This window comes from Xanthomonas indica, from assembly GCF_040529045.1.
Classification (GTDB): Bacteria; Pseudomonadota; Gammaproteobacteria; order Xanthomonadales; family Xanthomonadaceae; genus Xanthomonas_A; species Xanthomonas_A indica.
This window is the reverse complement of sequence record NZ_CP131914.1, coordinates 3,196,928-3,221,031: the sequence shown is the minus strand read 5'-3', so window position 1 is coordinate 3,221,031 and position 24,104 is coordinate 3,196,928. Positions and strand designations below refer to the sequence as shown.

General features: G+C 70.1%; 20 protein-coding genes. 8 read left to right on the top strand and 12 right to left on the bottom strand.

The features are described from left to right. Window positions 1-340 precede the first annotated feature (340 nt). Window positions 341-1,330 (top strand): RluA family pseudouridine synthase, encoded by a 990-nt coding sequence (locus tag Q7W82_RS13985; protein ID WP_242083189.1) that lies wholly within the window; start codon window positions 341-343, stop codon window positions 1,328-1,330. A gap of 44 nt (window positions 1,331-1,374) precedes the next feature. On the opposite strand, the gene Q7W82_RS13980 is transcribed toward Q7W82_RS13985, so the two are convergent. From Q7W82_RS13980 to Q7W82_RS13965, 4 genes are all read right to left on the bottom strand, one after another. Next, window positions 1,375-3,192 (bottom strand): DUF3300 domain-containing protein, encoded by a 1,818-nt coding sequence (locus tag Q7W82_RS13980; protein WP_242159006.1) that lies wholly within the window; start codon window positions 3,190-3,192, stop codon window positions 1,375-1,377. 126 nt (window positions 3,193-3,318) lie between these two features. Next, window positions 3,319-4,140, bottom strand: coding sequence for a zinc transporter ZupT (gene zupT / locus Q7W82_RS13975; RefSeq protein WP_242159005.1), 822 nt, complete (start codon window positions 4,138-4,140; stop codon window positions 3,319-3,321). Window positions 4,141-4,225: 85 nt separating this feature from the next. Then, window positions 4,226-4,663: an energy transducer TonB gene (locus Q7W82_RS13970; protein ID WP_242159004.1), complete on the bottom strand. Its 438-nt coding sequence runs from the start codon at window positions 4,661-4,663 to the stop codon at window positions 4,226-4,228. A 5-nt stretch (window positions 4,664-4,668) separates the two neighbouring features. Next, window positions 4,669-5,010, bottom strand: coding sequence for a 4a-hydroxytetrahydrobiopterin dehydratase (locus Q7W82_RS13965; protein ID WP_242159003.1), 342 nt, complete (start codon window positions 5,008-5,010; stop codon window positions 4,669-4,671). 86 nt (window positions 5,011-5,096) lie between these two features. Between Q7W82_RS13965 and Q7W82_RS13960 the strand changes: the two genes are divergently transcribed. Continuing rightward, a complete protein-coding gene (locus Q7W82_RS13960) occupies window positions 5,097-5,693 on the top strand; it encodes an NfuA family Fe-S biogenesis protein (RefSeq protein WP_242159002.1) in 597 nt (198 codons plus the stop codon). A 13-nt stretch (window positions 5,694-5,706) separates the two neighbouring features. Further along, window positions 5,707-7,416, top strand: a complete 1,710-nt coding sequence (locus Q7W82_RS13955) for a transmembrane repetitive protein (RefSeq protein ID WP_242159001.1) — start codon at window positions 5,707-5,709, stop codon at window positions 7,414-7,416. A gap of 411 nt (window positions 7,417-7,827) precedes the next feature. On the opposite strand, the gene Q7W82_RS13950 is transcribed toward Q7W82_RS13955, so the two are convergent. Both Q7W82_RS13950 and Q7W82_RS13945 read right to left on the bottom strand, forming a co-directional pair. Then, window positions 7,828-8,289 (bottom strand): cytochrome c, encoded by a 462-nt coding sequence (locus Q7W82_RS13950; protein WP_019800789.1) that lies wholly within the window; start codon window positions 8,287-8,289, stop codon window positions 7,828-7,830. Window positions 8,290-8,296: 7 nt separating this feature from the next. Next, window positions 8,297-8,680 carry a cytochrome c gene (locus Q7W82_RS13945; RefSeq protein ID WP_242159000.1) on the bottom strand — a complete coding sequence of 128 codons (384 nt, stop codon included), beginning with the start codon at window positions 8,678-8,680 and terminating at the stop codon, window positions 8,297-8,299. A gap of 194 nt (window positions 8,681-8,874) precedes the next feature. Here Q7W82_RS13945 and Q7W82_RS13940 point away from each other — a divergent pair, with 194 nt between their 5' ends. Genes Q7W82_RS13940 through Q7W82_RS13930 form a run of 3 tightly spaced genes read left to right on the top strand, consistent with a single transcriptional unit; the run spans window position 8,875 to window position 16,582 of the window. Further along, a complete protein-coding gene (locus Q7W82_RS13940) occupies window positions 8,875-9,993 on the top strand; it encodes an efflux RND transporter periplasmic adaptor subunit (RefSeq protein WP_242158999.1) in 1,119 nt (372 codons plus the stop codon). Then, entirely contained in the window at window positions 9,993-13,499 is a 3,507-nt protein-coding gene (locus tag Q7W82_RS13935; protein ID WP_242158998.1) for an efflux RND transporter permease subunit, read from the top strand. Before Q7W82_RS13940 ends, Q7W82_RS13935 begins: the two co-directional genes overlap by 1 nt. Further along, window positions 13,496-16,582 (top strand): efflux RND transporter permease subunit, encoded by a 3,087-nt coding sequence (locus Q7W82_RS13930; RefSeq protein WP_242158997.1) that lies wholly within the window; start codon window positions 13,496-13,498, stop codon window positions 16,580-16,582. Before Q7W82_RS13935 ends, Q7W82_RS13930 begins: the two co-directional genes overlap by 4 nt. 139 nt (window positions 16,583-16,721) lie before the next feature. Here the strand turns inward: Q7W82_RS13930 and Q7W82_RS13925 are convergent, their stop codons facing one another. The 6 genes from Q7W82_RS13925 to ykgO form a co-directional block, all read right to left on the bottom strand. Continuing rightward, window positions 16,722-18,002 carry a TraB/GumN family protein gene (locus tag Q7W82_RS13925; RefSeq protein ID WP_242158996.1) on the bottom strand — a complete coding sequence of 427 codons (1,281 nt, stop codon included), beginning with the start codon at window positions 18,000-18,002 and terminating at the stop codon, window positions 16,722-16,724. A 4-nt stretch (window positions 18,003-18,006) separates the two neighbouring features. Continuing rightward, window positions 18,007-18,543: a GNAT family N-acetyltransferase gene (locus Q7W82_RS13920; protein ID WP_242158995.1), complete on the bottom strand. Its 537-nt coding sequence runs from the start codon at window positions 18,541-18,543 to the stop codon at window positions 18,007-18,009. Between the two features lie 11 nt (window positions 18,544-18,554). Next, window positions 18,555-19,439, bottom strand: a complete 885-nt coding sequence (locus Q7W82_RS13915; protein WP_242158994.1) for a carbon-nitrogen hydrolase — start codon at window positions 19,437-19,439, stop codon at window positions 18,555-18,557. Window positions 19,440-19,582: 143 nt separating this feature from the next. Then, complete coding sequence (locus Q7W82_RS13910; RefSeq protein WP_242158993.1) at window positions 19,583-20,620, bottom strand: agmatine deiminase family protein; 1,038 nt, start codon at window positions 20,618-20,620, stop codon at window positions 19,583-19,585. Window positions 20,621-20,738: 118 nt separating this feature from the next. Continuing rightward, window positions 20,739-21,068: a hypothetical protein gene (locus Q7W82_RS13905; RefSeq protein ID WP_017913727.1), complete on the bottom strand. Its 330-nt coding sequence runs from the start codon at window positions 21,066-21,068 to the stop codon at window positions 20,739-20,741. A 127-nt stretch (window positions 21,069-21,195) separates the two neighbouring features. After that, window positions 21,196-21,321 (bottom strand): type B 50S ribosomal protein L36, encoded by a 126-nt coding sequence (ykgO, locus tag Q7W82_RS13900; RefSeq protein ID WP_010342887.1) that lies wholly within the window; start codon window positions 21,319-21,321, stop codon window positions 21,196-21,198. Between the two features lie 172 nt (window positions 21,322-21,493). On the opposite strand from ykgO, the gene cmk reads away from it, so the two are divergent. Then, a complete protein-coding gene (cmk, locus tag Q7W82_RS13895) occupies window positions 21,494-22,165 on the top strand; it encodes a (d)CMP kinase (protein WP_160947821.1) in 672 nt (223 codons plus the stop codon). Window positions 22,166-22,395: 230 nt separating this feature from the next. Beyond that, complete coding sequence (gene rpsA / locus Q7W82_RS13890) at window positions 22,396-24,075, top strand: 30S ribosomal protein S1 (protein ID WP_010342889.1); 1,680 nt, start codon at window positions 22,396-22,398, stop codon at window positions 24,073-24,075. The last annotated feature ends 29 nt before the right edge of the window (window positions 24,076-24,104 follow it).

The window sequence follows — 24,104 nt, the reverse complement described above, 5'->3', positions numbered from 1 at the left end:
TCACGCTTCGTCGCCCATCGCGCAGGCGCGGGGTGGGCGTCTTGGGTTTCCAGCGCTACGACACCACGGCGAGCCGCGGGAGCGCTTTTTGCTTTTAGGTGGTTCAGGACCGGCGGCGACTCCAGCCAGGCTGGGCGCCGCACGGGGCATGTTCAGCGCGGACGCTTGCGGCATCCGGCGATGGCCGGGCAGGCCGGTGAGCCGCTAACATGGCCGCCCCGGGGGCGGTGGTCGCGCACTGTGCCGGAATCGTCGTAAGCCGGGCTTCTGGCCCTCAACTAACTTCCAACGAAATCAAACCCTTATCTCGCCCCCCGAGTGTAACAGAATAAACTGCCTGATGACTTCCCCCCCGATCCCTCCGAAGCCGCGCGATGTCGCGACCAGCGCGGTGCGCATTCTCAAGGTCCCGGAAGACAGGGCCGGACAGCGCGTAGACAATTTCCTGCTCGGCCAGCTCAAGGGCGCGCCGCGCAGCCTGATCTACAAGCTGATGCGCAGCGGCCAGGTGCGGGTCAACGGCGGCCGCACCAAGGCCGAGCGCAAGCTCGAGGCCGGCGACGAGGTGCGCATCCCGCCGGTGCGGCTGACCGAGGAGGGCGAGAAGAGCGCGCCACCGGATGCGTTCATGGCCCGGCTGGAGGCGGCGATCGTGTACGAGGACGCGCGCTTGCTGGCGCTGAACAAGCCGTCCGGGGTCGCCAGCCATGGCGGCAGCGGCATCAGTTTCGGTGCCATCGAGACGCTGCGTGCGCTGCGTCCCAATCAGTCGCTGGAACTGGTGCACCGGCTCGATCGCGACACCTCCGGGCTGCTGATCGTGGCCAAGAAGCGTTCGGCGCTGACCGAACTGCAGGCGCTGATGCGCGAGGACGACCGGGTCCAGGGCCGCGGCATCAGCAAGCGCTATCTGACCCTGCTGGTCGGGCGCATGCCCGACGGCACCATGAGCGTGGACGCGCCGCTGCACATCGGCCTGCGCCAGGGCGGCGAGCGCCACGTGCAGGTGAATGCGGCGGGCAAGCCGTCGCTGAGCCATTTCCGGGTACTGGAGCGGCGTGGCGGGCATTCCTACTGCGAGGTGCGGATCGAGACCGGCCGCACCCACCAGATCCGCGTGCATGCGCAGCACCTGGGGCACCCGGTCGCTGGCGACGACAAGTACGGCGATCCGGCAGTCAACAAGCGCCTGCGCGAGCAGATCGGGCTCAAGCGCCTGTTCCTGCATGCCGCCTCGCTGGAGTTCGCCCTGGACGCCGGCAAGACACCTTATCTATTGAATGCGCCGCTGGCCGACGAACTGGCCGAGGCACTGAACCGCCTCGGCTGAGGCCGGCGCGGCGGGAGCGGCATGCGGCCGCCCCCGCGTTGCGCTCAGCTGTCGTGATGGTCGTGGTCGCGGTGCCCGTCATGGTGGGCCGGGGCCGGCCGTTGTGCCGGGTGCGATTCGGCTGGCCGCGGCGCCGGCATGCGCGGCGGCGGGGAGAACCGGGCCACGCGCTGCTCCTGGCGCGGTTCCGGCATCGGCGCACGCATCGCCTCGCGCGGCATCTCCGGCGCGCGCGTCTCGCGCTCGGGCGCCGGCGCGTGCCAGGCCTGGGCGCGCGGCGCTTCGGCCGGCATCGCCGCGCGCGGCGGCTGCGCGCGGGCCATCTCGCGGGCGAAGCCGGACGGCTGCATGCCCGGGTCGCCGTGCCGCGGCGGTTCGGCGAAGCGCGGCGCCGGCATGCCGCCGTGGTTGGCGACCGCTTCGCGCGGCGTCGGGGTGGGCGACAGTGCCTGTGGCACCGGCCGGCCATGGAACTGCGGCACCGGCATCGACGGCGTGGTGCGTGGCGCATTCGGCTGCGCCATCGCCACACTGCGTTGCGGTGCCGCGGCACGCTGGGCGAAACCGGGCAGCAGGCGCTGGTCACGCGCGGCGGCCATGGCCGCTGGCGTGCCCGGAGCCGGCAAGCGCTGCACCGGCGGTGCCATCGCTGCCACCGGGCGACCGGCCTGCAGCATCTGGCTGGTGAAGTGCGGCATGGTCTGCGGCATCGCCGGCGGCTGGGCGCGGGCCGGCCCGAACGCGGCCGCCGGAGTGCGCGCCGCCATCGCCGCAGCGGCCATCGCCGCTCCCGGTGCATGCGCGGCGGCGAAGGCCTGCTGCCCGGCCGGCCCGCCCATCGGCATCGCCGGCGGCGGCGCGCCGCGGTAGTCGTTGTGCACGTAGCTGCGGTTGTCGTAGTGGTTGTTGATGATGGTGGTGCGCGGCGCGTACACGCTGTTGCGGTAGACCACGTAGTTCGGCGCCGATGGCGGCGCGTTCCAGTTCACCCCCCAGTTGTTCCAGCCCCAGCTGTGCCACGGCGGCGCCGGTTCCAGCCAGCCGAACACGCTGTGGTGGTGGTGTTCGAGCGCGTCGCCGACCAGCACGCCGACGCCGAAGGAGATGATGCCGGCGGTGACCAGGTCGCCGGTGTCGTAGTAGGGGCGCGGCGGACGGTAGCGGTATTCGCGGTAGACGTTGACCGGGGCGCCGTAGACCACGTCGGGGTCGTAGCGCGGCACGTAGACCACGTCCGGCTGCGCCGGCTCGATGACGATGGTGCGGGTCGGCGGCGGCACCGCGTCGGCATAGGCCGGCGCCGGTTCCACCACGGTGCGCTGCACCACCTGCACGCGCTGCTGCGGGGTGCTGCGCAGGTGGCCCTGCGCCTGCGCGCGCTGGCGCATCACCTGCACCGCGTCCAGCACCTGATTGGGATCGTGGGCATAGGCATCGCCCAGCGCGCGGGTCCAGTCGCCGTTGCCGGCCAACTGGTCGACCACGTCGGGGAAGGCGGTCAGCGCCTTGACGCTGGGGTCCCAGGGCTGCGCCGCGGCCGCCTGCAGGCGGTCGGTGGCGGACAGGGTGCGGTTGTTGCGCAGCCAGTCCTGCGCGGACACCACCTGGTCCGGATACACGGAGGCGGCGAGGGTCTGCGCCAGCAGCTTGTCCGGGAACAGCGCGATCGGCGCCACCAGCTGATACAGCTGGTCGGCGGTGGGCGGGACGTAGGGCGCAGCCGCGGGCGTCGCGGCGGGCGCGCCGGCATCGGCCTGTGCCGCGGGAGCGGGCGCGTCTTGTCGCTGGCAGGCACCCAACGCCACCACGCTCAGCGCGGTGAACAGGGCCAGCCTGGCCGGGGGCAGGGGGCGGAGATCCATGCGACACCTCATCGAGCGGGGCGAAGGTGGCCGCAGCATGCGCCGCCTTGGGTGTCTGCGACCTTTCTGCGCGGCGCGGTCGCGCAGGCCAGCGAGCGCGCGTTCAGCCGACCTCGGCGCGCCCGCTCAGACCGGTGCGGACAGGCGGAACAGCACCAGGCTGAGCGCCAGCGTGGCCATGCCCGCGACCAGGCCGTACACCGTTTCGTGCCCCTGCGCATAGCGCTTGGCCGCCGGCAGCAATTCGTCCAGGGCCAGGAATACCATCACCCCGGCGATCAGCCCGAACACCGCGCCGAACACCGCATCGGACAGGAAGCGCGCCAGCGCGACATAGCCGATCAGCGCGCCGAGCGGTTCGGCCAGGCCGGACAGCAGGCTGGCGCCGAACGCATAGGACTTGCGTCCGGTGGCGTAATGCACCGGCACCGCGATGGCGATGCCTTCGGGAATGTTGTGCACGGCGATGGCGAAGGCCAGCGGCATGCCCACCGCCGGGCTTTCCAGCGTCGCGAAGAAGGTGGCCAGGCCTTCGGGGAAATTGTGCGCGGTGATCGCCACGGCGGTGAGCAGGCCGACGCGCTTGACGTAGGCGCGGTTGTCGTCGCGGAACAGCGGATCGCGGCTGTTGAGGCTTTCGTGCGGATTGGGCACCAGCCGGTCGATGGTCACGATCATCACCATGCCGGCCAGGAACGCCAGGGTGGCATAGGCCTGGCCCAGGCGCGGATCGAAGGCCTCGCTGAAGGCGGCGATCGACTTGCCCAGGATCTCGGTCAGCGACACGTACACCATCGCGCCGGCGGAGAACGCCAGGCCGAAGGCGAGCAGGCGCGGATTGGGTCCCTTGCTGAACAACACCAGCACGCTGCCCAGGCCGGTGGCCAGGCCGGCGGCGAGGGTCACGCCGAGCGCGACCAGGACATTGTGCAGTGGGATGTCCAGCATGCGCCGGCGGCTCCGAGGAAGGGGCGTCGATCACACCCGGCGCGGTGCGGGTGCCGCGTGAAGGCGCGGCGCGCGCGCCCGTGGGTCAGCCGGCCTTATGCGCCTGCGCGTCCAGCGCAAAGCAGCGGTCCGGGCGCGGCTGCGGCGGATTGAAGTTCACCGGCACCTGGATGGTCCACGGCACCGCCTGGCCGTTGCGGGTGGCGGGCTTGAAGGTCCAGCCGCGCACCGCGTCCTGCGCCGAGGCGTCCAGCTTGGCCTGGCCGCTGCCGGTGACCACGGCCACCTCGGTCGGCTTGCCCTGCACGCCGACCACCACCTTCAGCACCACCGTGCCGCCGAGTCCGGCGCAGGCCACGTCGATCGGGTAGTCCGGCGGCGGCGTCTTCACCGCGGCGACCTCGGTCGGCGGCTGGGCCACGGTCTGTTGCTGCGATTGCTGGGATTGGCCGCAGGCGCTGAGTAGCACGGCGCTCAGGCAGGCCAGGGGGACCAGACGGCGGACGGCATCGGTAGCGGTCATCGGGATCATTCCGGAAGGGCGGACGCCTTGGCGGCGCAGATGAAGTCGTTCTCGCTGAGGCCGCCGACGTCGTGGGTGGAGTAGCGCACCACCACGCGGTCGTAGTGCACGCCCAGGTCGGGGTGGTGGTCCTCGCGGTGCGCGATCCAGGCCAGCGCGTTGACGAAGGCCAGGGTGCGGTAATAGTCGGGGAAGCGGAAGGTGCGGCTGATCGCGTTGCCGTTCTCGATCACCTCCCAGCCGGGCACCTGCGGCAGCAGTTCGGCCAGGCGCGCCTGGGTCAGTTTGTACTCGCTGCCCTTGCAGGGCGAGCAATGGGCCTGGGCGAGCGGGATCAGGTCGTTCATGGAGAGTCTCTGCGGTGGAACGGACAGGGCCGATCAACATACCGCCCGCGATGAGCGCAGGGCGTGGAAGGGTCTAGAATACCCGCATGATCCAGATCTCAGACAACGCACAGGCCCATTTCCGCAAGTTGCTCGAACGCGAGGCCGTGCCCGGCATGGGCGTGCGCCTGAGCGCGGTCGATCCCGGCACCCCGCGTGCCGACGCACGGCTGGAGTTCGCCGAGCCGGCCGACCTGGCCGGCGACGAATGGGCGATCGATTGCGCCGGCTTCACCCTGTACGTGGCGGCCGACAGCGTCGGCTGGCTCGACGGCGCGGAAATCGACTACGTCACCCAGGGCACCGGCCAGCAGCTCACCATCAAGGCGCCGAAGATCAAGGGCGAAGCCCCGGGCGAAGCGGCCTCGCTGGTGGAGCGGGTGCGCTGGGTCGTGGAGAACGAGGTCAATCCGCAGCTGGCCCAGCATGGCGGCCGCGTGGCGGTGCAGGAAGTCTCCGCCGATGGCGTGGTGTTGCTGCGCTTCGGCGGCGGCTGCCACGGCTGCGGCATGGCCGACGTGACCTTGAAGCAGGGCATCGAGAAGACGCTGATGGGCCGGGTGCCGGGGGTGACCGCGGTGCGCGACGCCACCGACCACGACAGCGGCAGCGCTCCCTACATTCCGCGCGATTCGGCCGCCTGACGTCCCGCTGCCGGTGACGCGCGCCACCGACATCCTTGATGTGTTGTTGGCGCGCACGCCGCGCAAGCTGCTGCGCGACCGCCGCAGCGGCCTGCCATACGCATGGGCGCACTGGATCGCGGCGCAACCTGCCGTGCCGCGGCCGTTCGCCGCCCCGGAGCTGATTGCGGCGATGCCGCCGGCGCAGCCGCCGGTGACCACGCGCCTGCCGGCCTTGCCGCTGTGGCAGGCGTTCCGCCGCCTGTGGTGGCAGCACTGGGATCCGGCGCCGTACGACCAGCGCTGGTGGCGGCGCCTCGCCGTGCTGCTGAGCCTGCTGCTGCATCTACTGTTTGCCATCTTCCTGCTGTGGGTGGCGTTCGTACGCTGGCTGCCGCCGCGCACCGACGCGGACGCCGCCGGACGCGTGCAGGTGGAATTCGTCGGCCGCGGCACGCCCGCCGAGAGCGGTGGCGGGGCGCCGGCCGAGGCGGCCGCGTCCACGGAGGCGACGTCGCCGATCCCGCCGCGTGCGCAGCGCGCCGCGTCCGCGCGGCCGCGCCCGACGCCGCCAGCCGCTGCTGCACCTGCACCGGCCGCGGAGCCGACCCCGACAGTGCCGGCGCCCGCGCCGACCACGGCCAGTGCGCCACCACCGCCACCGGCGGAGCAGCCACTGCAGGTGACCGAAACGCCGACGCCCACGCGCGACTTCGTGCTGCCGCCGCCACCGAGCGTGCGTGTCCCGGTGCCCACACCGCGCCCGGTCGTGCCGCCCGACGTGCAGGTGCCGGTGCGCGAGGTCGAGGTGGTCACCGACGTGCCGACCGTGGCGCAGTTGCGTCCGCGCGACATCGCGGTGCCGCGCCCCGCCGCACCGCAGGTGCAGGTGCGCGAACGCGAGGTGCCGGCCCCGCTGCCGCAGGTGCAGGTTCCGGCACCACAGCTGCGCACGCCGGCGCCGACGCCGGTGCTGCGCAGCGCCGACGTGCCGCAGGTGCGCCAGATCGAAGTGCCGACCCCGAGCACCGCCACGGCGACCGCGCCCACGCCGGCGCCGGCGGCCGCCAGCCCGGACACCGCCCCGGCCAGCGCGCCGACCCCGCCGCAGGCACCGGCCGCCTCGCCCGGCGCCGCCGCCAGCGCGTCGGCCAAGCCGGTGGCGCCTGCCGCCGGCACCGCGCCGCCCGGCAGCCAGGCGCCGAGCCCGGGCAGCGGCCCGGCGCCGGTCGCCCGCGATGGCGGCTGGGCCACGCCGCAACGCGGCGACGACTGGGGCGCGGCCGCACGCAACCGCCCGGGCGATGCCGGTGCCGGCGCCAGCAAGGGCGGCGGTCTGTTCAATGCCGACGGCAGCGTGCGCCTGGCCGATGGCCGCGGCAACGAGCAGGCGCCGGCGCGCAGCGCGCCCGGTTCCGAGACCGACACCTGGACGCGCGATCGCATCGAAAAGGCTGGCGAGTGGCTCAAGCGTCCGCCGTACGACTACACGCCGACTTCGTTCGACAAGTACTGGCTGCCGAACGCGACGCTGCTGGAAGAGTGGGTGCGGCGCGGCATCAAGTCAGTGAAGATCCCGATTCCCGGCACCACCAGCAGCATTTCCTGCGTGATCTCGATTCTGCAGGTGGGCGGCGGCTGCGGCATCACCGATCCCAATCTCAACGAGCAGCCGGCCGGCGCGCGGCCGCCGCCGAACGTGCCGTTCAAGCGCGAGCTGCAGGAAGACAACGGCAGTCGCTGAGCGGCGGGTGCGGGCTCGGCGTCAGAAGAGGGCGCTGCACATCACCAGCTTTCAGCGCACGCGAAACGGACGCGTGGGCGGCTTCAGCCGGCACGGCGTTCTCCGAGAGCCTCGTCGCGGCGTGCCGCGCACGACGCGCTGTTTCGTAGGAGCGGCTTCAGCCGCGACGGGCGTTCCCGGGAACGCCCATCGCGGCTGAAGCCGCTCCTACGTGTGTGCCTCACGTCGTCGGATAGGGGCGGAGCGATACCGGTTTGCGCACCACGCGAAAGTGGCGGTGAGCTTGTCACGCCTCGACGGCGGCGCATCCGCAGCGCGCTGAGCGCCATCCCGTCGCCGCTGCTCGGCGCAGCGTGGTGCGCGCCGCCGCGCACGTCATCCGACATGCCTGGTCCGGCGGACGTCGCCCGCTCAGTTCACACCGTGCAAATCGCGCAACTGGCTGCTGCGCGAGCCGAAGTAGGCGGCCAGGTCGGCGATGTCCTGGTCGCTCAGTTGCGCCGCCTGCGGGCTCATCAGCGGATGCGTGCGGGTACCGCCGCGGTAGGCCTGCAGCGCATGCGCGAGATAGTCGCCGTACTGGCCGCCGAGCTTGGGGTAGGTCGGGTCGATCGGCGCGTTGCCGTCGGCGCCGTGGCAGTCGATGCAGCTCTGCCCGGTGGCCTTGCCCTTGGCGTGGGCCAGTTTGTCGCCGGCCTCGATGCGCCCGCCGGGCAGGCCGGCGGAGGAGCCGGACCCGTGCTCGCCGCTGGCGTGGCCCGGGTCGCCGGCGGATTTACTGGTGGATTCCACCTGCGATTGCGAACAGGCCCCCAGGCACAGGGCGGCAAGCAGGACGAGGGCGGGACGCAAGGCGTGCGCGGCGTTCGGCATGGGAGGCCTACTTGAGGGTGGACAGGAAAGCGGCGATGTCGGCGATCTCCTGGTCGGAGAAGCTTTCCGCCTGGGCCTGCATGGTCGGATGCTTGCGCTTGCCGAGCCGGTATTCGGTCAGCGCCTGGGTCAGGTACTGCGCCGATTGCCCACCGATCTTGGGGATGCGGTAGCTGGGATAGGCGTTCTTGTAGCCGGTGACGCCGTGGCAGCCCTGGCAGGTGTAGGTGAGCACCCGGCCGTTGGCGGCATTGCCCTGAATGGGCGCGGGTGCCGCGGCTGCGGCGGCGGGAGCGGCGGGCGCCGGCGCGGTCTGCGCCACGGCCGGGGCGGCCCCAACAGAAACGAGTACGGCCAGAGCAAAACAAGCGGCTAGCGGCTGCGTGCGCATGGTTTCGTGGTCCGGAGGACGGATTGGGGTTCCGGCGTGGGGGAACACGGAACGGCCCGAGTATAGCCTCACCTTTCGCGGCTCCGAAACTGGCCGCCGCGGCGGACCCGTGACCTTTGGGGCATTCGGCACGGCGTTTATTGGTGATCTACTTATCTACAACACCATTTACGCCATCCACCGGGGATACGACGATGACGCGACCGCTTCCGCGCCGCACTGCCACTTGCGCTGCCGCGCTGCTGGTCACCACCACGCTGCTGCTCGGCGGCTGCAAGCCGGCGGCGGAGGCCAAGGCCAAGGCGGCCGACAGCGAGAAGGCGCCGGAAGCGGTGCCGGTGGAGGTGGCCGCGGCCAGCCGTCGCGCGGTGGCGGCCAGCTACAGCGGCACCGCGGCGCTGGAGGCCCGCGCCGAATCGCAGGTGGTCGCCAAGACCTCCGGCGTGGCGCTGGCGGTGCTGGCCGAGGAAGGCCAGCAGGTGCGCGCCGGGCAGCCGCTGGTGCGGCTGGACCCGGACCGCGCGCGGCTGGCGCTGGCGCAGAGCGAGGCGCAATTGCGCAAGCTGGAGAACAACTACCGCCGCTCGCAACAGCTGGTGGGCCAGCAACTGGTCAGCGCGGCCGACGTCGACCAGATCAAGTACGACCTGGCCAACGTGCGCGCGCAGCACCAACTGGCCTCGCTGGAGCTGTCCTACGCGACGGTGGTGGCGCCGATCTCCGGGGTGATCGCCTCGCGCTCGATCAAGACCGGCAACTTCGTGCAGATCAACACGCCGATCTTCCGCATCGTCGACGACTCGCGCCTGGAAGCCACGCTCAACGTGCCCGAGCGCGAACTGGCCACGCTCAAGACCGGGCAACCGGTGACCCTGCTGGCCGACGCGCTGCCGGGCAAGCAGTTCCGTGGCCGGGTCGACCGCATCGCGCCGGTGGTGGATGCCGGCAGCGGCACCTTCCGCGTGGTCTGTGCCTTCGACGAAGGAGCGGAGGCGCTGCAGCCGGGCATGTTCGGCCGCATCCGCATCGATTACGACCAGCGCGCCGATGCGCTGGTGGTGCCGCGCCTGGCGCTGCTCGACGATGGCGAGCCGGCGGTGTTCCGCGTGGTCGCCGGCAAGGTCGCGCGGGTGCCGGTGACGCTGGGCTATGCCGAAGGGCCGTGGGTGGAGATCCGCCAGGGCCTGCAGGCCGGCGACCAGGTGGTCACCGCCGGCAAGGTCGCGCTGCGCGACGGCAGCCGCGTGCAGGTGATCGCGCCGCAGCGCGCGGTCGCCGACGCCGCGCCCGCCACTGCCACCGGAGCGCGCTGATGCACGGCGCCGGCCCCGACCCGCACGCACCGCCTGCGCCCGCTGCTGCGCACGGCGGCGGCCTGGTCGAGTTCGCCACCCGTCGCCGCGTGACCATCGCGATGATCACGCTGACCATGCTGCTGTTCGGCGCGATCGCGCTGCACGGGCTCAAGGTCAACCTGCTGCCGGACCTGAGCTATCCGACCCTGACCGTGCGCACCGAATACGCCGGCGCCGCGCCGTCGGAGATCGAGACGCTGGTGACCGAGCCGGTGGAGGAAGCGGTCGGCGTGGTCAAGAACCTGCGCAAGCTCAAGTCGGTGTCGCGCACCGGGCAGAGCGACGTGGTGCTGGAGTTCGCCTGGGGCGCCAACATGGACCAGGCCAGCCTGGAGGTGCGCGACAAGATGGAGGCGCTGTCGCTGCCGCTGGAGGCCAAGGCGCCGGTACTGCTGCGTTTCAATCCCTCCACCCAGCCGATCATGCGCCTGGTGCTGTCGAGCAAGACCGCCGCGCACAGCGACGCCGAGGCGGTGCGCGCGCTGACCCAGTTGCGTCGCTACGCCGACGAGGACCTGAAGAAGAAGCTGGAGCCGGTGGCGGGCGTGGCGGCGGTCAAGGTCGGCGGCGGCCTGGAGGACGAGATCCAGGTCGACATCGACCAGCAGCGGCTGGCGCAGCTCAACATGCCGATCGACACGGTGATCGCGCGGCTCAAGGACGAGAACGTCAATCTCTCCGGCGGGCGCCTGGAGCAGGGCACGCAGCGCTACCTGGTGCGCACCGTCAACCAGTTCGCTGACCTGGACGAGATCCGCAACCTGTTGCTGACCACCCAGGGCGCCGGCGGCAACGCCGCCGACGCGGCGCTGCAGCAGATGTACGCGATCGCCGCCTCCACCGGCTCGGAAGCCGCGATCGCGGCCGCGTCGGCGGCGCAGAGCGCGACCTCCAGCACGACCACCACGGTCGCTGGCGGTCTGCCGATCCGGCTCAAGGACGTGGCGCAGGTGCGGCAGGGCTACAAGGAGCGCGAGGCGATCATCCGCCTGGGCGGCAAGGAAGCGGTGGAACTGGCTATCTACAAGGAAGGCGACGCCAACACCGTGGCCACCGCGGCGGCGCTGCGCCAGCGCCTGGAGCAATTGCAGGCGCAGATTCCCGCCGACGCCGAATTGACCACGCTGGAAGACCAGTCGCGCTTCATCGAGCACGCCATCGGCGACGTCAAGAAGGATGCGGTGATCGGCGGCCTGCTGGCGATCCTGATCATCTTCCTGTTCCTGCGCGACGGCTGGAGCACCTTCGTGATCGGCCTGTCGCTGCCGGTGTCGATCGTGACCACCTTCTTCTTCATGGGCCAGCTCGGGCTGAGCCTCAACGTGATGTCGCTGGGTGGGCTGGCGTTGGCCACCGGCCTGGTGGTGGACGACTCGATCGTGGTGCTGGAAAGCATCGCCAAGGCGCGCGAGCGCGGCCTGAGCGTGCTCGATGCGGCGATCGTCGGCACCCGCGAGGTCGGCATGGCCGTGGTCGCCTCGACCCTGACCACGATCGCGGTGTTCCTGCCGCTGGTGTTCGTGGAAGGCGTGGCCGGGCAACTGTTCCGCGACCAGGCGCTGACCGTGGCGATCGCCATCGCGATCTCGCTGGTGGTGTCGATGACCCTGATCCCGATGCTCAGCTCGCTCAGAGGCCGTGCGCCGCTGGCGTTCCCGGTGGAGCCGGCGGCACCGCGCTGGCAGCCGCAGCGCGGCTGGCTCAAGCCGCTGGCCTGGAGCCGGCGCGGCGCCGGGGCGGCGGTGCGCGGCATGTGCTTCGGCGTGGCCTGGCTGTGCGTGCGGCTGTGGCGCGGCGCGGTGGCGGTGGTCGCGCCGGTGATGCGCAAGGCCAGCGACCTGGCGATGGCGCCGTACGCGCTGGCCGAGCGTGGCTACCTGCGGCTGCTGCCCGGCGCGCTGGCGCGTCCGGGCTGGGTGCTGGGGCTGGCGGCGCTGGCCTTCGCCGCGACCCTGGCGGTGGCGCCGCTGCTCGGCGCCGACCTGATCCCGCAGCTGGCGCAGGACCGCTTCGAGATGACCGTGAAGCTGCCGGCCGGCACGCCGCTGCGGCAGACCGACGCGCTGGTGCGCGAGCTGCAGGAAGCGCACGGCAAGGACGCGGGCGTGCAGGCGCTGTACGGGGTCAGCGGTAGCGGCACCCGGCTCGACGCCAACCCCACCGAGAGCGGCGAGAACATCGGCAAGCTGACCATCGCCATGGCCGGCGGCGGCAGCGCGCAGTTCGAGGCGCAGCAGAGCGAGCGGATGCGCGCGACGATGCGCAACCACCCGGGCGTGCAGGTCGGTTTCAGTCGGCCCGAACTGTTCAGTTTCTCCACGCCGCTGGAGATCGAACTGCGCGGCCAGGACCTGCAGACCATCCAGCACGCTGGGCAGAAGCTGGCGGCGCTGCTGCGTGGCAATGGCCACTTCGCCGACGTCAAGTCCACGGTGGAGGAGGGCTTCCCCGAGATCCAGATCCGCTTCGACCAGGAGCGCGCCGGTGCGCTGGGCCTGACCACCCGGCAGATCGCCGACGTGGTGGTGAAGAAGGTGCGCGGCGACGTCGCCACCCGCTACAGCTTCCGCGACCGCAAGATCGACGTGCTGGTGCGCGCGCAGCAGAGCGACCGCGCCAGCGTCGACAGCATCCGCCGGCTGATCGTCAATCCGGGCAGCAGCCGGCCGGTGACCCTGGACGCGGTCGCCGACGTGGTCGCCACCACAGGCCCCAGCGAGATCCACCGCGCCGACCAGATCCGCGTGGCGATCGTCTCGGCCAACCTGCGCGACATCGACCTGGGCGGCGCGGTGCGCGAGGTGGGCGCGATGGTGGCGCGCGATCCGCTCGGCGCCGGCGTCGGCATGCACATCGGCGGGCAGGGCGAGGAACTGGCGCAGTCGGCGCGCTCGCTGCTGTTCGCGTTCGGCCTGGCGGTGTTCCTGGTGTACCTGGTGATGGCGTCGCAGTTCGAATCGCTGCTGCACCCGTTCGTCATCCTGTTCACCATCCCGCTGGCGCTGGTTGGCGCGGTGCTGGCGCTGCTGCTGACCGGCAAGCCGGTGTCGGTGGTGGTGTTCATCGGCCTGATCCTGCTGGTGGGCCTGGTGACCAAGAACGCGATCATCCTGATCGACAAGGTCAACCAGTTGCGCGAGGAGGGTGTGGCCAAGCGCGCGGCCTTGATCGAAGGCGCGCGCTCGCGGCTGCGGCCGATCGTGATGACCACGCTGTGCACGCTGTTCGGCTTCCTGCCGCTGGCGATCGCCAGCGGCGAGGGCGCCGAGGTGCGCGCGCCGATGGCGATCACCGTGATCGGCGGGCTGCTGGTGTCCACGCTGCTGACTCTGCTGGTGATTCCGGTGGTCTACGACCGCCTGGATCGCCGCGCCGATGCGTACTACGCCGAACGCGGGCGGCGCGCGCGGCAACGCGAGCACGGCGAGCGGCGCCTGCACGACGGCGAGGGCGCACCGGCATGAGCGTCGCCGAGTTCAGCATCCGTCGTCCGGTCACCACCATCATGTGCTTCGTGTCGCTGGTGGTGGTCGGGCTGATTGCTGCCTTCCGCCTGCCGCTGGAAGCCTTGCCGGACATCTCCGCGCCGTTCCTGTTCGTGCAGTTGCCGTATACCGGCTCGACCCCGGACGAGGTCGAGCGCAACCTGGTGCGGCCGACCGAGGAAGCGCTGGCGACGATGACCGGGATCAAGCGCATGCGCTCGACCGCCACCGCCGATGGCGCCAACATCTTCATCGAGTTCTCCGACTGGGACCGCGACATCGCCATCGCCGCCTCCGACGCGCGCGAGCGCATCGACGCGATCCGCGCCGACCTGCCGGCGGACCTGCGGCGCTACAACGTGTTCAAGTGGTCCAGCAGCGACCAGCCGGTGCTGAAGGTGCGGCTGGCCGGCGCGGCCGACCTGACCGGCGCGTACGACATGCTCGACCGCGAGTTCAAACGCCGCCTGGAGCGCATTCCCGGGGTGGCCAAGGTCGAGGTGTCGGGCGCGCCGCCGAACGAAGTCGAGATCGCCATCGCCCCGGACCGGCTCAGCGCGCACAACCTCAGCCTCAACCAGCTCAGCGAGCGCCTGGGCAAGCTCAACTTCTCGCTCTCGGCCGGACAGATCGACGACAACGGCCAGCGCCTGCGGGTGCAGCCGGTCGGTGAACTGCGCGACCTGCAGGAGCTGCGCGACCTGGTCATCGACGCCAAGGGCCTGCGCCTGGGCGACATCGCGCAGGTGCGGCTGAAACCGACCCGGATGAGCTACGGCCGGCGCCTGGACGGGCGCCCGGCGGTGGGCCTGGACGTGTTCAAGGAGCGCAGCGCCAACTTGGTCGAGGTGTCGCGCGCGGTGCTGGCCGAGGTCGAGCAGATCCGCAAGCAGCCGGCGCTGAGCGACGTGCAGGTCAAGGTCATCGACAACCAGGGCAAGGCGGTGACCTCTTCGCTGGCGGAGCTGGCCGAGGCCGGTGCGGTCGGCCTGCTGCTGTCGGTGACGGTGCTGTTCTTCTTCCTGCGCCATTGGCCGTCGACGCTGATGGTGACCCTGGCGATCCCGATCTGCTTCGCCATCACCCTGGGTTTCATGTACTTCGCCGGGGTCACCCTCAACATCCTGACCATGATGGGCCTGCTGCTGGCGGTGGGCATGCTGGTGGACAACGCCGTGGTGGTGGTGGAGAGCATCTACCAGGAGCGCGAGCGCATGCCCGACCAGCCGCAGCGCGCCTCCATCGTCGGCACCCGCAACGTCGCCATCGCGCTGTCGGCCGGCACCCTGTGCCATTGCATCGTGTTCGTGCCCAACCTGTTCGGCGAGACCAACAACATCAGCATCTTCATGTCGCAGATCGCCATCACCATCTCGGTGTCGCTGCTGGCGTCGTGGCTGGTGGCGGTGAGCCTGATCCCGATGCTGTCGGCGCGCATGCGCACCCCGGCGCTGGTGCATTCCCCGCATGGGCTGATCCCGCGCCTGCAGCGCCGCTACGCGCGGGTGCTGGCGTGGTCGCTGGCGCACCGCGGCTGGAGCGTCTGCGCGATCGTGCTGATCAGCGCGCTGAGCGTCATCCCGATGATGCAGACCAAGAAGGACATGTTCGGCGGCGACGGCGGCGAGCAGGTCTTCATCGGCTACCAGTGGAAGGGCGCCTACACCCGCGAGCAGATGGCAGAGGAAGTGACCCGGCTGGAACGCTTCATCGATGCGCGGCGTGCGCAGTACCACGTGACCCAGGTGTATTCCTGGTTCAGCGAGGAGGAAGGCAGCAGCACCACGCTGACGGTGGACCTGAAGCAGGTCCGCGATCTGCCGGCCCTGATGGAACGCATCCGCAAGGAACTGCCGCGCTCGGCGCGGGTGGATTTCCACGTCGGCAACAGCAACGGCGGCGATGGCGGCAACGGCGGCGGGCAGACCGTGCAGGTGCAACTGGTCGGCGATTCCACCGAGGCGCTGCGCGCGCTCGCCGACGACGTGGTGCCGGTGCTGGCGCGGCGCAAGGAACTGCGCGACGTGCGCGTGGACAGCGGCGACCGCAGCACCGAGTTGGCGGTGCGGGTGGACCGCGAGCGCGCCGCCGCGTTCGGCTTCAGTGCCGAACAGGTCGCCAGTTTCGTCGGCCTGGCGCTGCGTGGCGCGTCGCTGCGCGAGTTCCGCCACGGCGACAATGAAGTACCGGTGTGGGTGCGCTTCGCCGGTGCCGAGCAGACCACGCCGGAGGATCTGGACAGCTTCAACGTGCGCACCCAGGACGGGCGCAGCGTGCCGCTGCTGAGCCTGGTCGATGCGCAGCCGCGCGCGGCCGCCACCCAGATCGCCCGGACCAACCGGCAGACCACACTGACCATCACCGCCAACCTCGGCGCCAAGGTGACCGCGCCGGAAGCCAAGCAGGCGATCGAGAACACGCTCAAGGCGGTCAGCTTCCCGGTCGGCTACCGCTACAGCTTCGACGGTGTGGAAGGCCAGGACGACGACCAGGCCAGCCAGCAGATGCTGTTCAACCTGTTGATCGCGCTGCTGATGATCTACGTGGTGATGGCCGCGGTGTTCGAATCGCTGCTGTTCCCGGCGGCGATCATGAGCGGCGTGCTGTTCTCGGTGTTCGGCGTGTTCTGGCTGTTCTGGATCACCGGCACCAGCTTCGGGATCATGGCCTTCATCGGCATCCTGGTGCTGATGGGCGTGGTGGTGAACAACGGCATCGTGATGATCGAGCACATCAACAATCTGCGCCGGCGCGGCCTGGGCCGCACCGAAGCGTTGATCGAAGGCTCGCGCGAGCGCCTGCGGCCGATCATGATGACCATGGGCACGGCGATCCTGGCGATGGTGCCGATCTCGCTGACCACCACGCAGATGTTCGGCGACGGCCCGGCCTACTACCCGATGGCGCGTGCGATTGCGGGCGGCCTGGCGTTCTCGACCGTGGTCAGCCTGCTGTTCCTGCCGACCATCTACGCGATCCTGGACGATCTCAGCAATGGCGCGGCGAGCCTGGTGCGGCGCGCGCGTGGGCAGCGCGCCGCGGCAGCGCATCCGGCGTCCTGATGCGTGGGCGGCGTGCCCGCTCGAAAACCGACCGTGGGAGGGGCGTCAGCCCCACGCCGTACCGTTGAAGCGTCGGGGCTGAAGCCCCTCCCACAAGGGCGAAACGTGCGCGGCGACGTCGGCCGCCGCGCGGGATTCCTCAACCCGCCAGCTTGCCGAAGATGCGGAAGCCGGCCAGCCACACGCCGAGCATGCTGCCCAGGTTGGTCAGCAGGAAGGTCAGCACCACCCGCGAGACGCGGTTGCGGTACCAGCCGCGCAGGTTCTGCGCGTCGTCGCGCAGCGCCAGGAAGTCGCCGTAGGCCGGCTTGCGCATGTGCACTTCGACCAGGGCGCTGAACGCACCGGCCGGCACGCCGGGGCGGAACGGCTTCAGCGGCGCGGCGATGGCGCCGGCGATCACGCTCAGCGGATGGCCGCCGGCGAGGATGCAGCCCAGCCCGGCCAGGCCGCCGGTGAACAGCACCCATTGCAGCAACAGGTCGGTGCCCAGCGCGAAGCCGCCGTGCCAGTAGCCCCAGGCCACGCCGCCCAGCACCAGTGCGGTCAGGGTCAGGGTGATCCACGGCACCTTCTTCTTGGTCGGCACGTCTTCCAGTGCCTTGCGCAGCGTCGCCGGGTCGTCCTGGTCGCCCTGCAGGTGCCGCGCCAGGCCGGCCAGGTGGCCGGCGCCGACCACCGCCAGCACCTCGCGCACGCCGGCGCCGGTGGCACCGTCCAGCGGCTCGGCGTTGTCGGGCAGCGGCAGCGCGCGCTGCTGCGCCTGTTCCTCGCGCAGGCGTGTGGCCATGTAGCGGTCGCGTTCGGCGATGATGGTTTCGTACAGCGCCGGGCTCTCGCTGGCGAAGTCGCCGAAGCTGGCTTCGAGCATGTCGCCCTGCTTGAGCTTCTCGATCTCCGCCTCGCCGACCTCGTCGGAGGCGAACAGGCCGCCGAGCAGGCCGCTGGCCAGCTTCAGCTTGCCGAAGAAGCCGAGCCGGCTGGAGGCGCGCTTGAAGGTCAGGCCCACTTCGCGGTCGATCAGGTACACCGGCAACTGCCGTTCGCGCGCCAGCAGCACCGCACGCTTGAGCTCGGCGCCGGGCTCGATGCCCAACTGCTCGGCCAGGCGCCGCTGGTAGGCGGCCAGCGCCAGGTTGGCGGCGAACAGGGCCACGCGGCCCTTGCGGATCACCTGCACCAGGTCCAGCTTGGTCAGCGCGTCCGGATCGGTCAGCGCCTGCAGGCGTTGCGGGTCCAGTTCCACCGCCACCGCATCGAAGCGGCCGCTGCCGATCGCCCGTTCCACGGCGGCAACGCTGGCCAGGGACACGTGCGCGGTGCCGAGCAGGGTGTAGCGGATGCCGTCGCGTTCGACGATGCGGTACGGCTGGCCGTCGAACAGCGCGTCGTCGCCATCGGCCTGGGAAAGTGCGTTCATTGCGTTACTCATCGGAGGGTGCCTCGTCGGCACCGGGGCCCAGCGGGCGTTGCATCTGCAGGGTGTCCAGCCAGCGCCCGTGCTTGCGGCCGAGTCCGCGGAATACGCCGACCGGTACGAAGCCGAAACGCTGGTGCAGGCGAATCGAGGCGTGATTGTCTGGATCGCCGATCACCGCGACCATCTGTCGAAAGCCGCGCGCCTCGCAGGCGGCAATCAGTGCTTGCAGCAGGACCGAACCGACGCCGCGGCCGTGCAGCGCCGGATCCACATAGACCGTGTTCTCCACGGTCCAGCGATACGCCGCGCGCGGCCGGTAGCTGCTGGCGTAGGCATAGCCGGCCAGACGACCATCGGTGGTGTGCGCGACCAGATAGGGATAGCCCTGCGCAGTCACGCCCTGCATTCGCCGCAGCATCTCGGCCTGGTCGGGTGCCTGTTCCTCGTACGTGTTGACGTGGTGGCGCACCTGGTCGGCATAGAGCGCGGCGATCGCGGGCACATCCGCGGCCTCGGCCGCACGTAGCTGCAGGTCGTCCAAAGCGGCGTGACTCAGTCGATGTAGCGCTTCAGCAGGTCGCCGTAGGCATCGATGCGGCGGTCGCGCAGGAACGGCCAGATCCGCCGCACGTGCTCGCTGCGCTGCAGGTCCACGTCGCACACCAGCACGGTGGGCTCGGCGCCGGCCTCGGCGATGAACTCGCCCTGCGGGCCGAGCACATGGCTGTTGCCCCAGAACTGGATGCCCGACGCGCCCAGCGGCGAGGGCTCGTGGCCGACCCGGTTGCAGCTCAGCACCGGCACGCCGTTGGCTACCGCGTGGCCGCGATGGCTGAGGATCCAGGCGTCGCGCTGACGTTCCTGCTCGGCCTGTTCGTCGTTGGGATCCCAGCCGATCGCGGTGGGATACAGCAGCAGCTCGGCGCCGGCCAGCGCCATCAGTCGCGCCGCTTCCGGGTACCACTGGTCCCAGCACACCAGCACGCCGAGGCGGCCGACCGAGGTCTGGATCGGGGTGAAGCCCAGGTCGCCCGGGGTGAAGTAGAACTTCTCGTAGAAGCCCGGATCGTCGGGGATGTGCATCTTGCGGTACTTGCCCAGCAGGCTGCCGTCCTTTTCGAACACCACCGCGGTGTTGTGGTACAGGCCGGCGGCGCGGCGCTCGAACAGCGAGCCGACCAGGACCACGCCATGGCGCTTGGCCAGGGCGCCCAGGCGCTCGGTGCTGGGGCCGGGAATCGGCTCGGCCAAGTCGAACTCGTCCACCGACTCGTGCTGGCAGAAGTACGCGCCGTTGTGCAGTTCCTGCAGCAGCACCAGCTGCGCGCCCTGCGCGGCGGCCTCGGCCACACGCGATTCGATCGCTGCCAGGTTCGCCGCGGCGTCGCCGTGGTTGCGCTCCTGGATCAGCGCGACGGAAAGAGTGGTTCGGGTCATTGCGGAATCAAGGTTCGCGGTAAACCGGCATGGTAGCGCGGATGGCCGCGCGGCAGGTTCCGGGGAGATGAATCCCGCGCCGCACGCGGCGGCGGCACGGGTGGGGTCTGCGCCGCGCCGGCGTGCGGCGCAGGCGCGGCGGCTCAGTCCGCCAGCAGGCCGGCCGGCAACTGCATGGTGATGCAGTGCAGGCTGCCGTTCTGCCAGATCAGCGCGCGGCAGGGGATCGGCACGATCTCGTGCTGCGGGAAGGCCTGCGCCATCACCGCCTGTGCCTGCGCATCGGCCGCGTCGCCGTAGGCCGGCATCAGCACCGCGCCGTTGACGATCAGGAAGTTGGCGTAGGACGCGGCCAGGCGTCGGCCGTTGTCGATCACCGGCTGCGCCCACGGCAGCGGGAACAGCCGATAGGGTGCGCCGTCGGCGGTACGCAACGCAGCCAGTTCGGCACCCATCGCCTGCAGCTCGGCGTAGTGCGAATCGCCGGCGTCGTCGCAGGCCTGGTAGACGATCGCGTCGGTGCTGGCGAAGCGGGCCAGGGTGTCGATGTGCGCGTCGGTGTCGTCGCCTTCCAGGTAGCCGTGGTCCAGCCACAGCACGCGCTGCTGCGCCAGCCAGTCGGCCAGGTCGTGGCTGAGCGATTCGCGGCTGCGCTGCGGATGCCGCTCGTGCAGGCACTGCCAGGTGGTCAGCAGGGTGCCGGCGCCGTCGCAGTCGATGGCACCGCCTTCCAGGGCGAAATCGATGCGGCGCACGTCGCTGTCGGCGAACAGCCCTTGGTCGGCCAGCACGCTCACCAACTGGTCGTCGCGGCCGGCCTGGAACTTGCCGCCCCAGCCGGTGAAGCGGAAATCCAGCAACTGGAAGCCGCCGCCGGCGCGCGCCAGGGTGATCGGGCCGGAGTCGCGCAGCCAGGTGTCGTCGTACTCGGCCTCGACGAAGCGCACCCGCTGCATGTCCACCCGCGCCGAGCGCAGCCGCGCCTCGGCATAGATCTGCAGGTCGGCATCGGCCACGCAGATCAACACCCGCTGGAAGCGCACGATCGCCGCGACCAGGGCGATGTAGGTCTCCTCGACCTCGGCCAGGCGCTCGGCCCAGTCGGTGCCGGCATGCGGCCAGGCGATCAGGATGGCGGACTGGGGCTCCCATTCCGCGGGAAGGCGAAGACGATCAGACATTGCGACCACTGCTCACGTGCTGCCAGGCCGAAGCCGGCTGTTATTTACGTCCCCGCACAGGGATGTGCGGGCTCTTGCGACGGATTCGCCTATATCGGGCGCTTGCGTGCGACCCGTCTCAACGGATCGCCGGCTTCGGGCCGATCTCGTTGGCGTCGGCCTTGTTGGCGACCACGTCCACCACCTTCTGCTTCTCGAAGTACACGGTGAAGGCCGGATAGACCCAGCGGTTGATGGTCGGCCACTGCCGCTTCTGGCCGCCGCGCGGCTCCAGCTTCTGCTGCGGGGCGCCGTAGCGCGCCTGCACCTGGGCCATGCTCAGGCCACGCGTGGGCAGCGCCGCCGCGGGTTCCTCCTTGACCCGATCGACCAGCAGGGTCTCGGCGTGGGCGCCGCCGGCCAGGCCCAACACGGCCAGCAGCGGCAGGACGGACAGACGATGCTTCATCACGTGTACTCCCCAGAGGACGAACGCCGATTACAGCAAACTTCGGCAACAAAAAACCGCCCGAAGGCGGCTTTCGTCGACGACCGGCCACCGCTGCGCGCGGCGCGGCAGGGCGGGCCGGGTCGGATCAGCGCTGACGCGCCTTGAAACGGGGGTTGGACTTGCAGATCACGAAGACCTTGCCGCGGCGGCGGACCACCTTGCAGTCGCGGTGACGGGCCTTCGCCGACTTCAGGGAGGACAGGACTTTCATGGCACACCTCGGCGTAAACTTGTGGATTCGAAGGAGGGCGGCACGGCCGAAACCATGGCGCGGGATCAGTAAGCCGGCGATTATAGCCTGGTTTTCTTCATGGTTTCAACTGCTTGCGCCAGCAGGGTCGGCGTCGGCGCTACAATGCGCCGCCCCCCGTCCGAGGAACCGCATGAACGAGCCCGCTCCCGTCCTGACCATCGATGGCCCTTCCGGGGCCGGCAAGGGGACCGTCAGCCGCATCGTCGCCGCCCGCCTGGGCTGGCATTACCTGGATTCGGGGGCGCTGTACCGGGCGGTCGGGGTCGCGGCCAGCTGGGCCAATCTGGACATTTCCGATGCCGCCGCCCTGGTGCGCTGCACCTTCGACACCCGGGTGGACTTCGACGAGGTCGCCGGCGGCGGCCTGCGGGTCCGCATCAACGGTGCCGACGCCACCGACGAATTGCGCCTGGAGACCACCGGCGCGGTCGCCTCGGCGATCGCCGCCATTCCCGAGGTGCGCGCGGCGCTGAAGCAGCGCCAGCGGGCCTTCCGCACCCCGCCGGGGCTGGTCGCCGACGGCCGCGACATGGGCACGGTGATTTTCCCGGACGCCCCCTACAAGGTGTTCCTGACCGCCAGCGCCGAGGAGCGTGCCCAGCGCCGGCATAAGCAGTTGAAGGAAAAAGGGGTTTCGGTTATATTCGACGACCTGCTGCGCGAGATCATGGCCCGCGACGCACGCGATGCCCAACGCGCGGTGGCCCCGCTGAGGCCGGCAGACGATGCCGTCCTCCTCGATACCACCGGGATGGACATCGACCAGGTGGTGGGCCGCGTCCTGCAGTTGCTGCCGCTCTGAGCGGCGCGCAGGGCAGGGCAGCAGGGTGGCGTCGTCATGGAGCCGCCGGTTCCTCGCAACACCCGCAACATGCATGTTCCATCGATCGTTCCAAAGGCTCCGCTGCGCAATTCCGCGCTGCGGTTTTTCCATTCCACACCCGGCCGCTGTTCGGGCCGACTAACCAGGTGGGCAGTCGCTGTTTTCCAGAAGAAAACGCCCTGTCCGTGTGTCCACTAGAGTAATTTCAAATGACCGAATCTTTTGCCGAACTGTTCGAAGCCAGCCAAGCCAACCTGGCCAAGCTGAAGCCCGGCGCCATCGTCACCGGTACCGTCGTGGAAGTCCGCGGCGACGTGGTGGTGATCAACGCCGGCCTGAAGTCCGAAGGCATCGTGCCGATCGAGCAGTTCCGTAACGACGCTGGCGAAATCGACGTCGCCGAAGGCGACCTGGTCAAGGTCGCGCTCGACTCGCTCGAGAACGGCTTCGGCGAGACCGTGCTGTCGCGCGAGAAGGCCAAGCGCGCCATGGTGTGGGACGAGCTGGAAGAAGCGTTGGAAAAGAACGAGACCATCACCGGCCGCATCAGCGGCAAGGTCAAGGGTGGTTTCACCGTGGACATCAAGGATGTCCGCGCGTTCCTGCCCGGTTCGCTGGTGGATGTGCGCCCGGTGCGCGACCCGGCCTACCTGGAAGGCAAGGAACTGGAGTTCAAGCTGATCAAGCTGGACCGCAAGCGCAACAACGTGGTGGTCTCGCGTCGCGCGGTGGTCGAGAGCGAGCACTCGGAAGAGCGCGAGCAGCTGATGGACAAGCTGCAGGAAGGCGCGATCCTGAAGGGCGTGGTCAAGAACCTGACCGACTACGGCGCGTTCGTGGACCTGGGCGGCATCGACGGCCTGCTGCACATCACCGACATGGCCTGGAAGCGCGTGCGCCATCCGTCCGAAGTGGTCAACGTCGGCGACGAGCTGGACGTGCGCGTGCTGAAGTTCGATCGCGAGCGTAACCGCGTCAGCCTCGGCCTGAAGCAGCTGGGCGAGGATCCGTGGGACAACATCGCGCGTCGTTACCCGGCCAACAGCCGCGTGTTCGGCAAGGTCTCCAACGTGACCGATTACGGCGCGTTCGTCGAGATCGAGCCGGGCGTGGAAGGCCTGGTGCACGTGTCCGAGATGGACTGGACCAACAAGAACGTCAACCCGTCCAAGGTCGTGCAGGTCGGCGACGAAGTCGAAGTGATGGTGCTGGACGTGGACGAAGAGCGTCGCCGCATCTCGCTGGGCATGAAGCAGGTCGCCGCCAATCCGTGGGAGACCTTCGCCGCCACCCACAAGAAGAACGACAAGGTGTCCGGCCAGATCAAGTCGATCACCGACTTCGGCATCTTCATCGGCCTGGACGGCGGCATCGACGGCCTGGTGCACCTGTCCGACATCAGCTGGAACACCACCGGCGAAGACATCGTGCGCAACTTCAAGAAGGGCGACACGCTGGAAGCCGTGGTGCTGGCAGTGGACCCGGAGCGCGAGCGCATCAGCCTGGGCGTCAAGCAGTTGGAGCAGGATCCGTTCGGCCAGTACATGGCCGCCAACCCGAAGGGCTCGAAGGTCGAGGGCGTGGTGCGTGAAGTGGACGCCAAGGGCGCCACCATCGACCTGGCCGACGGCATCGAAGGCTACGTCGCCGCGCGCGACATCGCCAACGAGCGCGTCGACGACGCCAGCCAGCACCTGAAGGTCGGCGACAAGATCGAAGCCAAGTTCGTGGGCATGGACCGCAAGGGCCGCACCCTGCAGCTGTCGATCAAGGCCAAGGACGATGCCGAAATGCGCGAAGTGCTGGAGGAATACCAGTCCGCGTCGGGCGGCACCACCCAGCTGGGTGCGCTGCTGCGCGCGCAGCTGAACGGCAACAAGTCCGAGTAATCCGCCACACGCAGCGTTACTGGCACGGC

Bases quoted from the DNA above. Each gene is read 5' to 3' on its own strand.
- Q7W82_RS13985 (WP_242083189.1), top strand. From the start codon at position 341: ATGACTTCCCCCCCGATCCCTCCGAAGCCGCGCGATGTCGCGACCAGC.
- Q7W82_RS13980 (WP_242159006.1), bottom strand. From the start codon at position 3,192: ATGGATCTCCGCCCCCTGCCCCCGGCCAGGCTGGCCCTGTTCACCGCG.
- zupT (WP_242159005.1), bottom strand. From the start codon at position 4,140: ATGCTGGACATCCCACTGCACAATGTCCTGGTCGCGCTCGGCGTGACC.
- Q7W82_RS13970 (WP_242159004.1), bottom strand. From the start codon at position 4,663: ATGACCGCTACCGATGCCGTCCGCCGTCTGGTCCCCCTGGCCTGCCTG.
- Q7W82_RS13965 (WP_242159003.1), bottom strand. From the start codon at position 5,010: ATGAACGACCTGATCCCGCTCGCCCAGGCCCATTGCTCGCCCTGCAAG.
- Q7W82_RS13960 (WP_242159002.1), top strand. From the start codon at position 5,097: ATGATCCAGATCTCAGACAACGCACAGGCCCATTTCCGCAAGTTGCTC.
- Q7W82_RS13950 (WP_019800789.1), bottom strand. From the start codon at position 8,289: ATGCCGAACGCCGCGCACGCCTTGCGTCCCGCCCTCGTCCTGCTTGCC.
- Q7W82_RS13945 (WP_242159000.1), bottom strand. From the start codon at position 8,680: ATGCGCACGCAGCCGCTAGCCGCTTGTTTTGCTCTGGCCGTACTCGTT.
- Q7W82_RS13940 (WP_242158999.1), top strand. From the start codon at position 8,875: ATGACGCGACCGCTTCCGCGCCGCACTGCCACTTGCGCTGCCGCGCTG.
- Q7W82_RS13935 (WP_242158998.1), top strand. From the start codon at position 9,993: ATGCACGGCGCCGGCCCCGACCCGCACGCACCGCCTGCGCCCGCTGCT.
- Q7W82_RS13930 (WP_242158997.1), top strand. From the start codon at position 13,496: ATGAGCGTCGCCGAGTTCAGCATCCGTCGTCCGGTCACCACCATCATG.
- Q7W82_RS13925 (WP_242158996.1), bottom strand. From the start codon at position 18,002: ATGAACGCACTTTCCCAGGCCGATGGCGACGACGCGCTGTTCGACGGC.
- Q7W82_RS13915 (WP_242158994.1), bottom strand. From the start codon at position 19,439: ATGACCCGAACCACTCTTTCCGTCGCGCTGATCCAGGAGCGCAACCAC.
- Q7W82_RS13910 (WP_242158993.1), bottom strand. From the start codon at position 20,620: ATGTCTGATCGTCTTCGCCTTCCCGCGGAATGGGAGCCCCAGTCCGCC.
- Q7W82_RS13905 (WP_017913727.1), bottom strand. From the start codon at position 21,068: ATGAAGCATCGTCTGTCCGTCCTGCCGCTGCTGGCCGTGTTGGGCCTG.
- ykgO (WP_010342887.1), bottom strand. From the start codon at position 21,321: ATGAAAGTCCTGTCCTCCCTGAAGTCGGCGAAGGCCCGTCACCGCGAC.
- cmk (WP_160947821.1), top strand. From the start codon at position 21,494: ATGAACGAGCCCGCTCCCGTCCTGACCATCGATGGCCCTTCCGGGGCC.
- rpsA (WP_010342889.1), top strand. From the start codon at position 22,396: ATGACCGAATCTTTTGCCGAACTGTTCGAAGCCAGCCAAGCCAACCTG.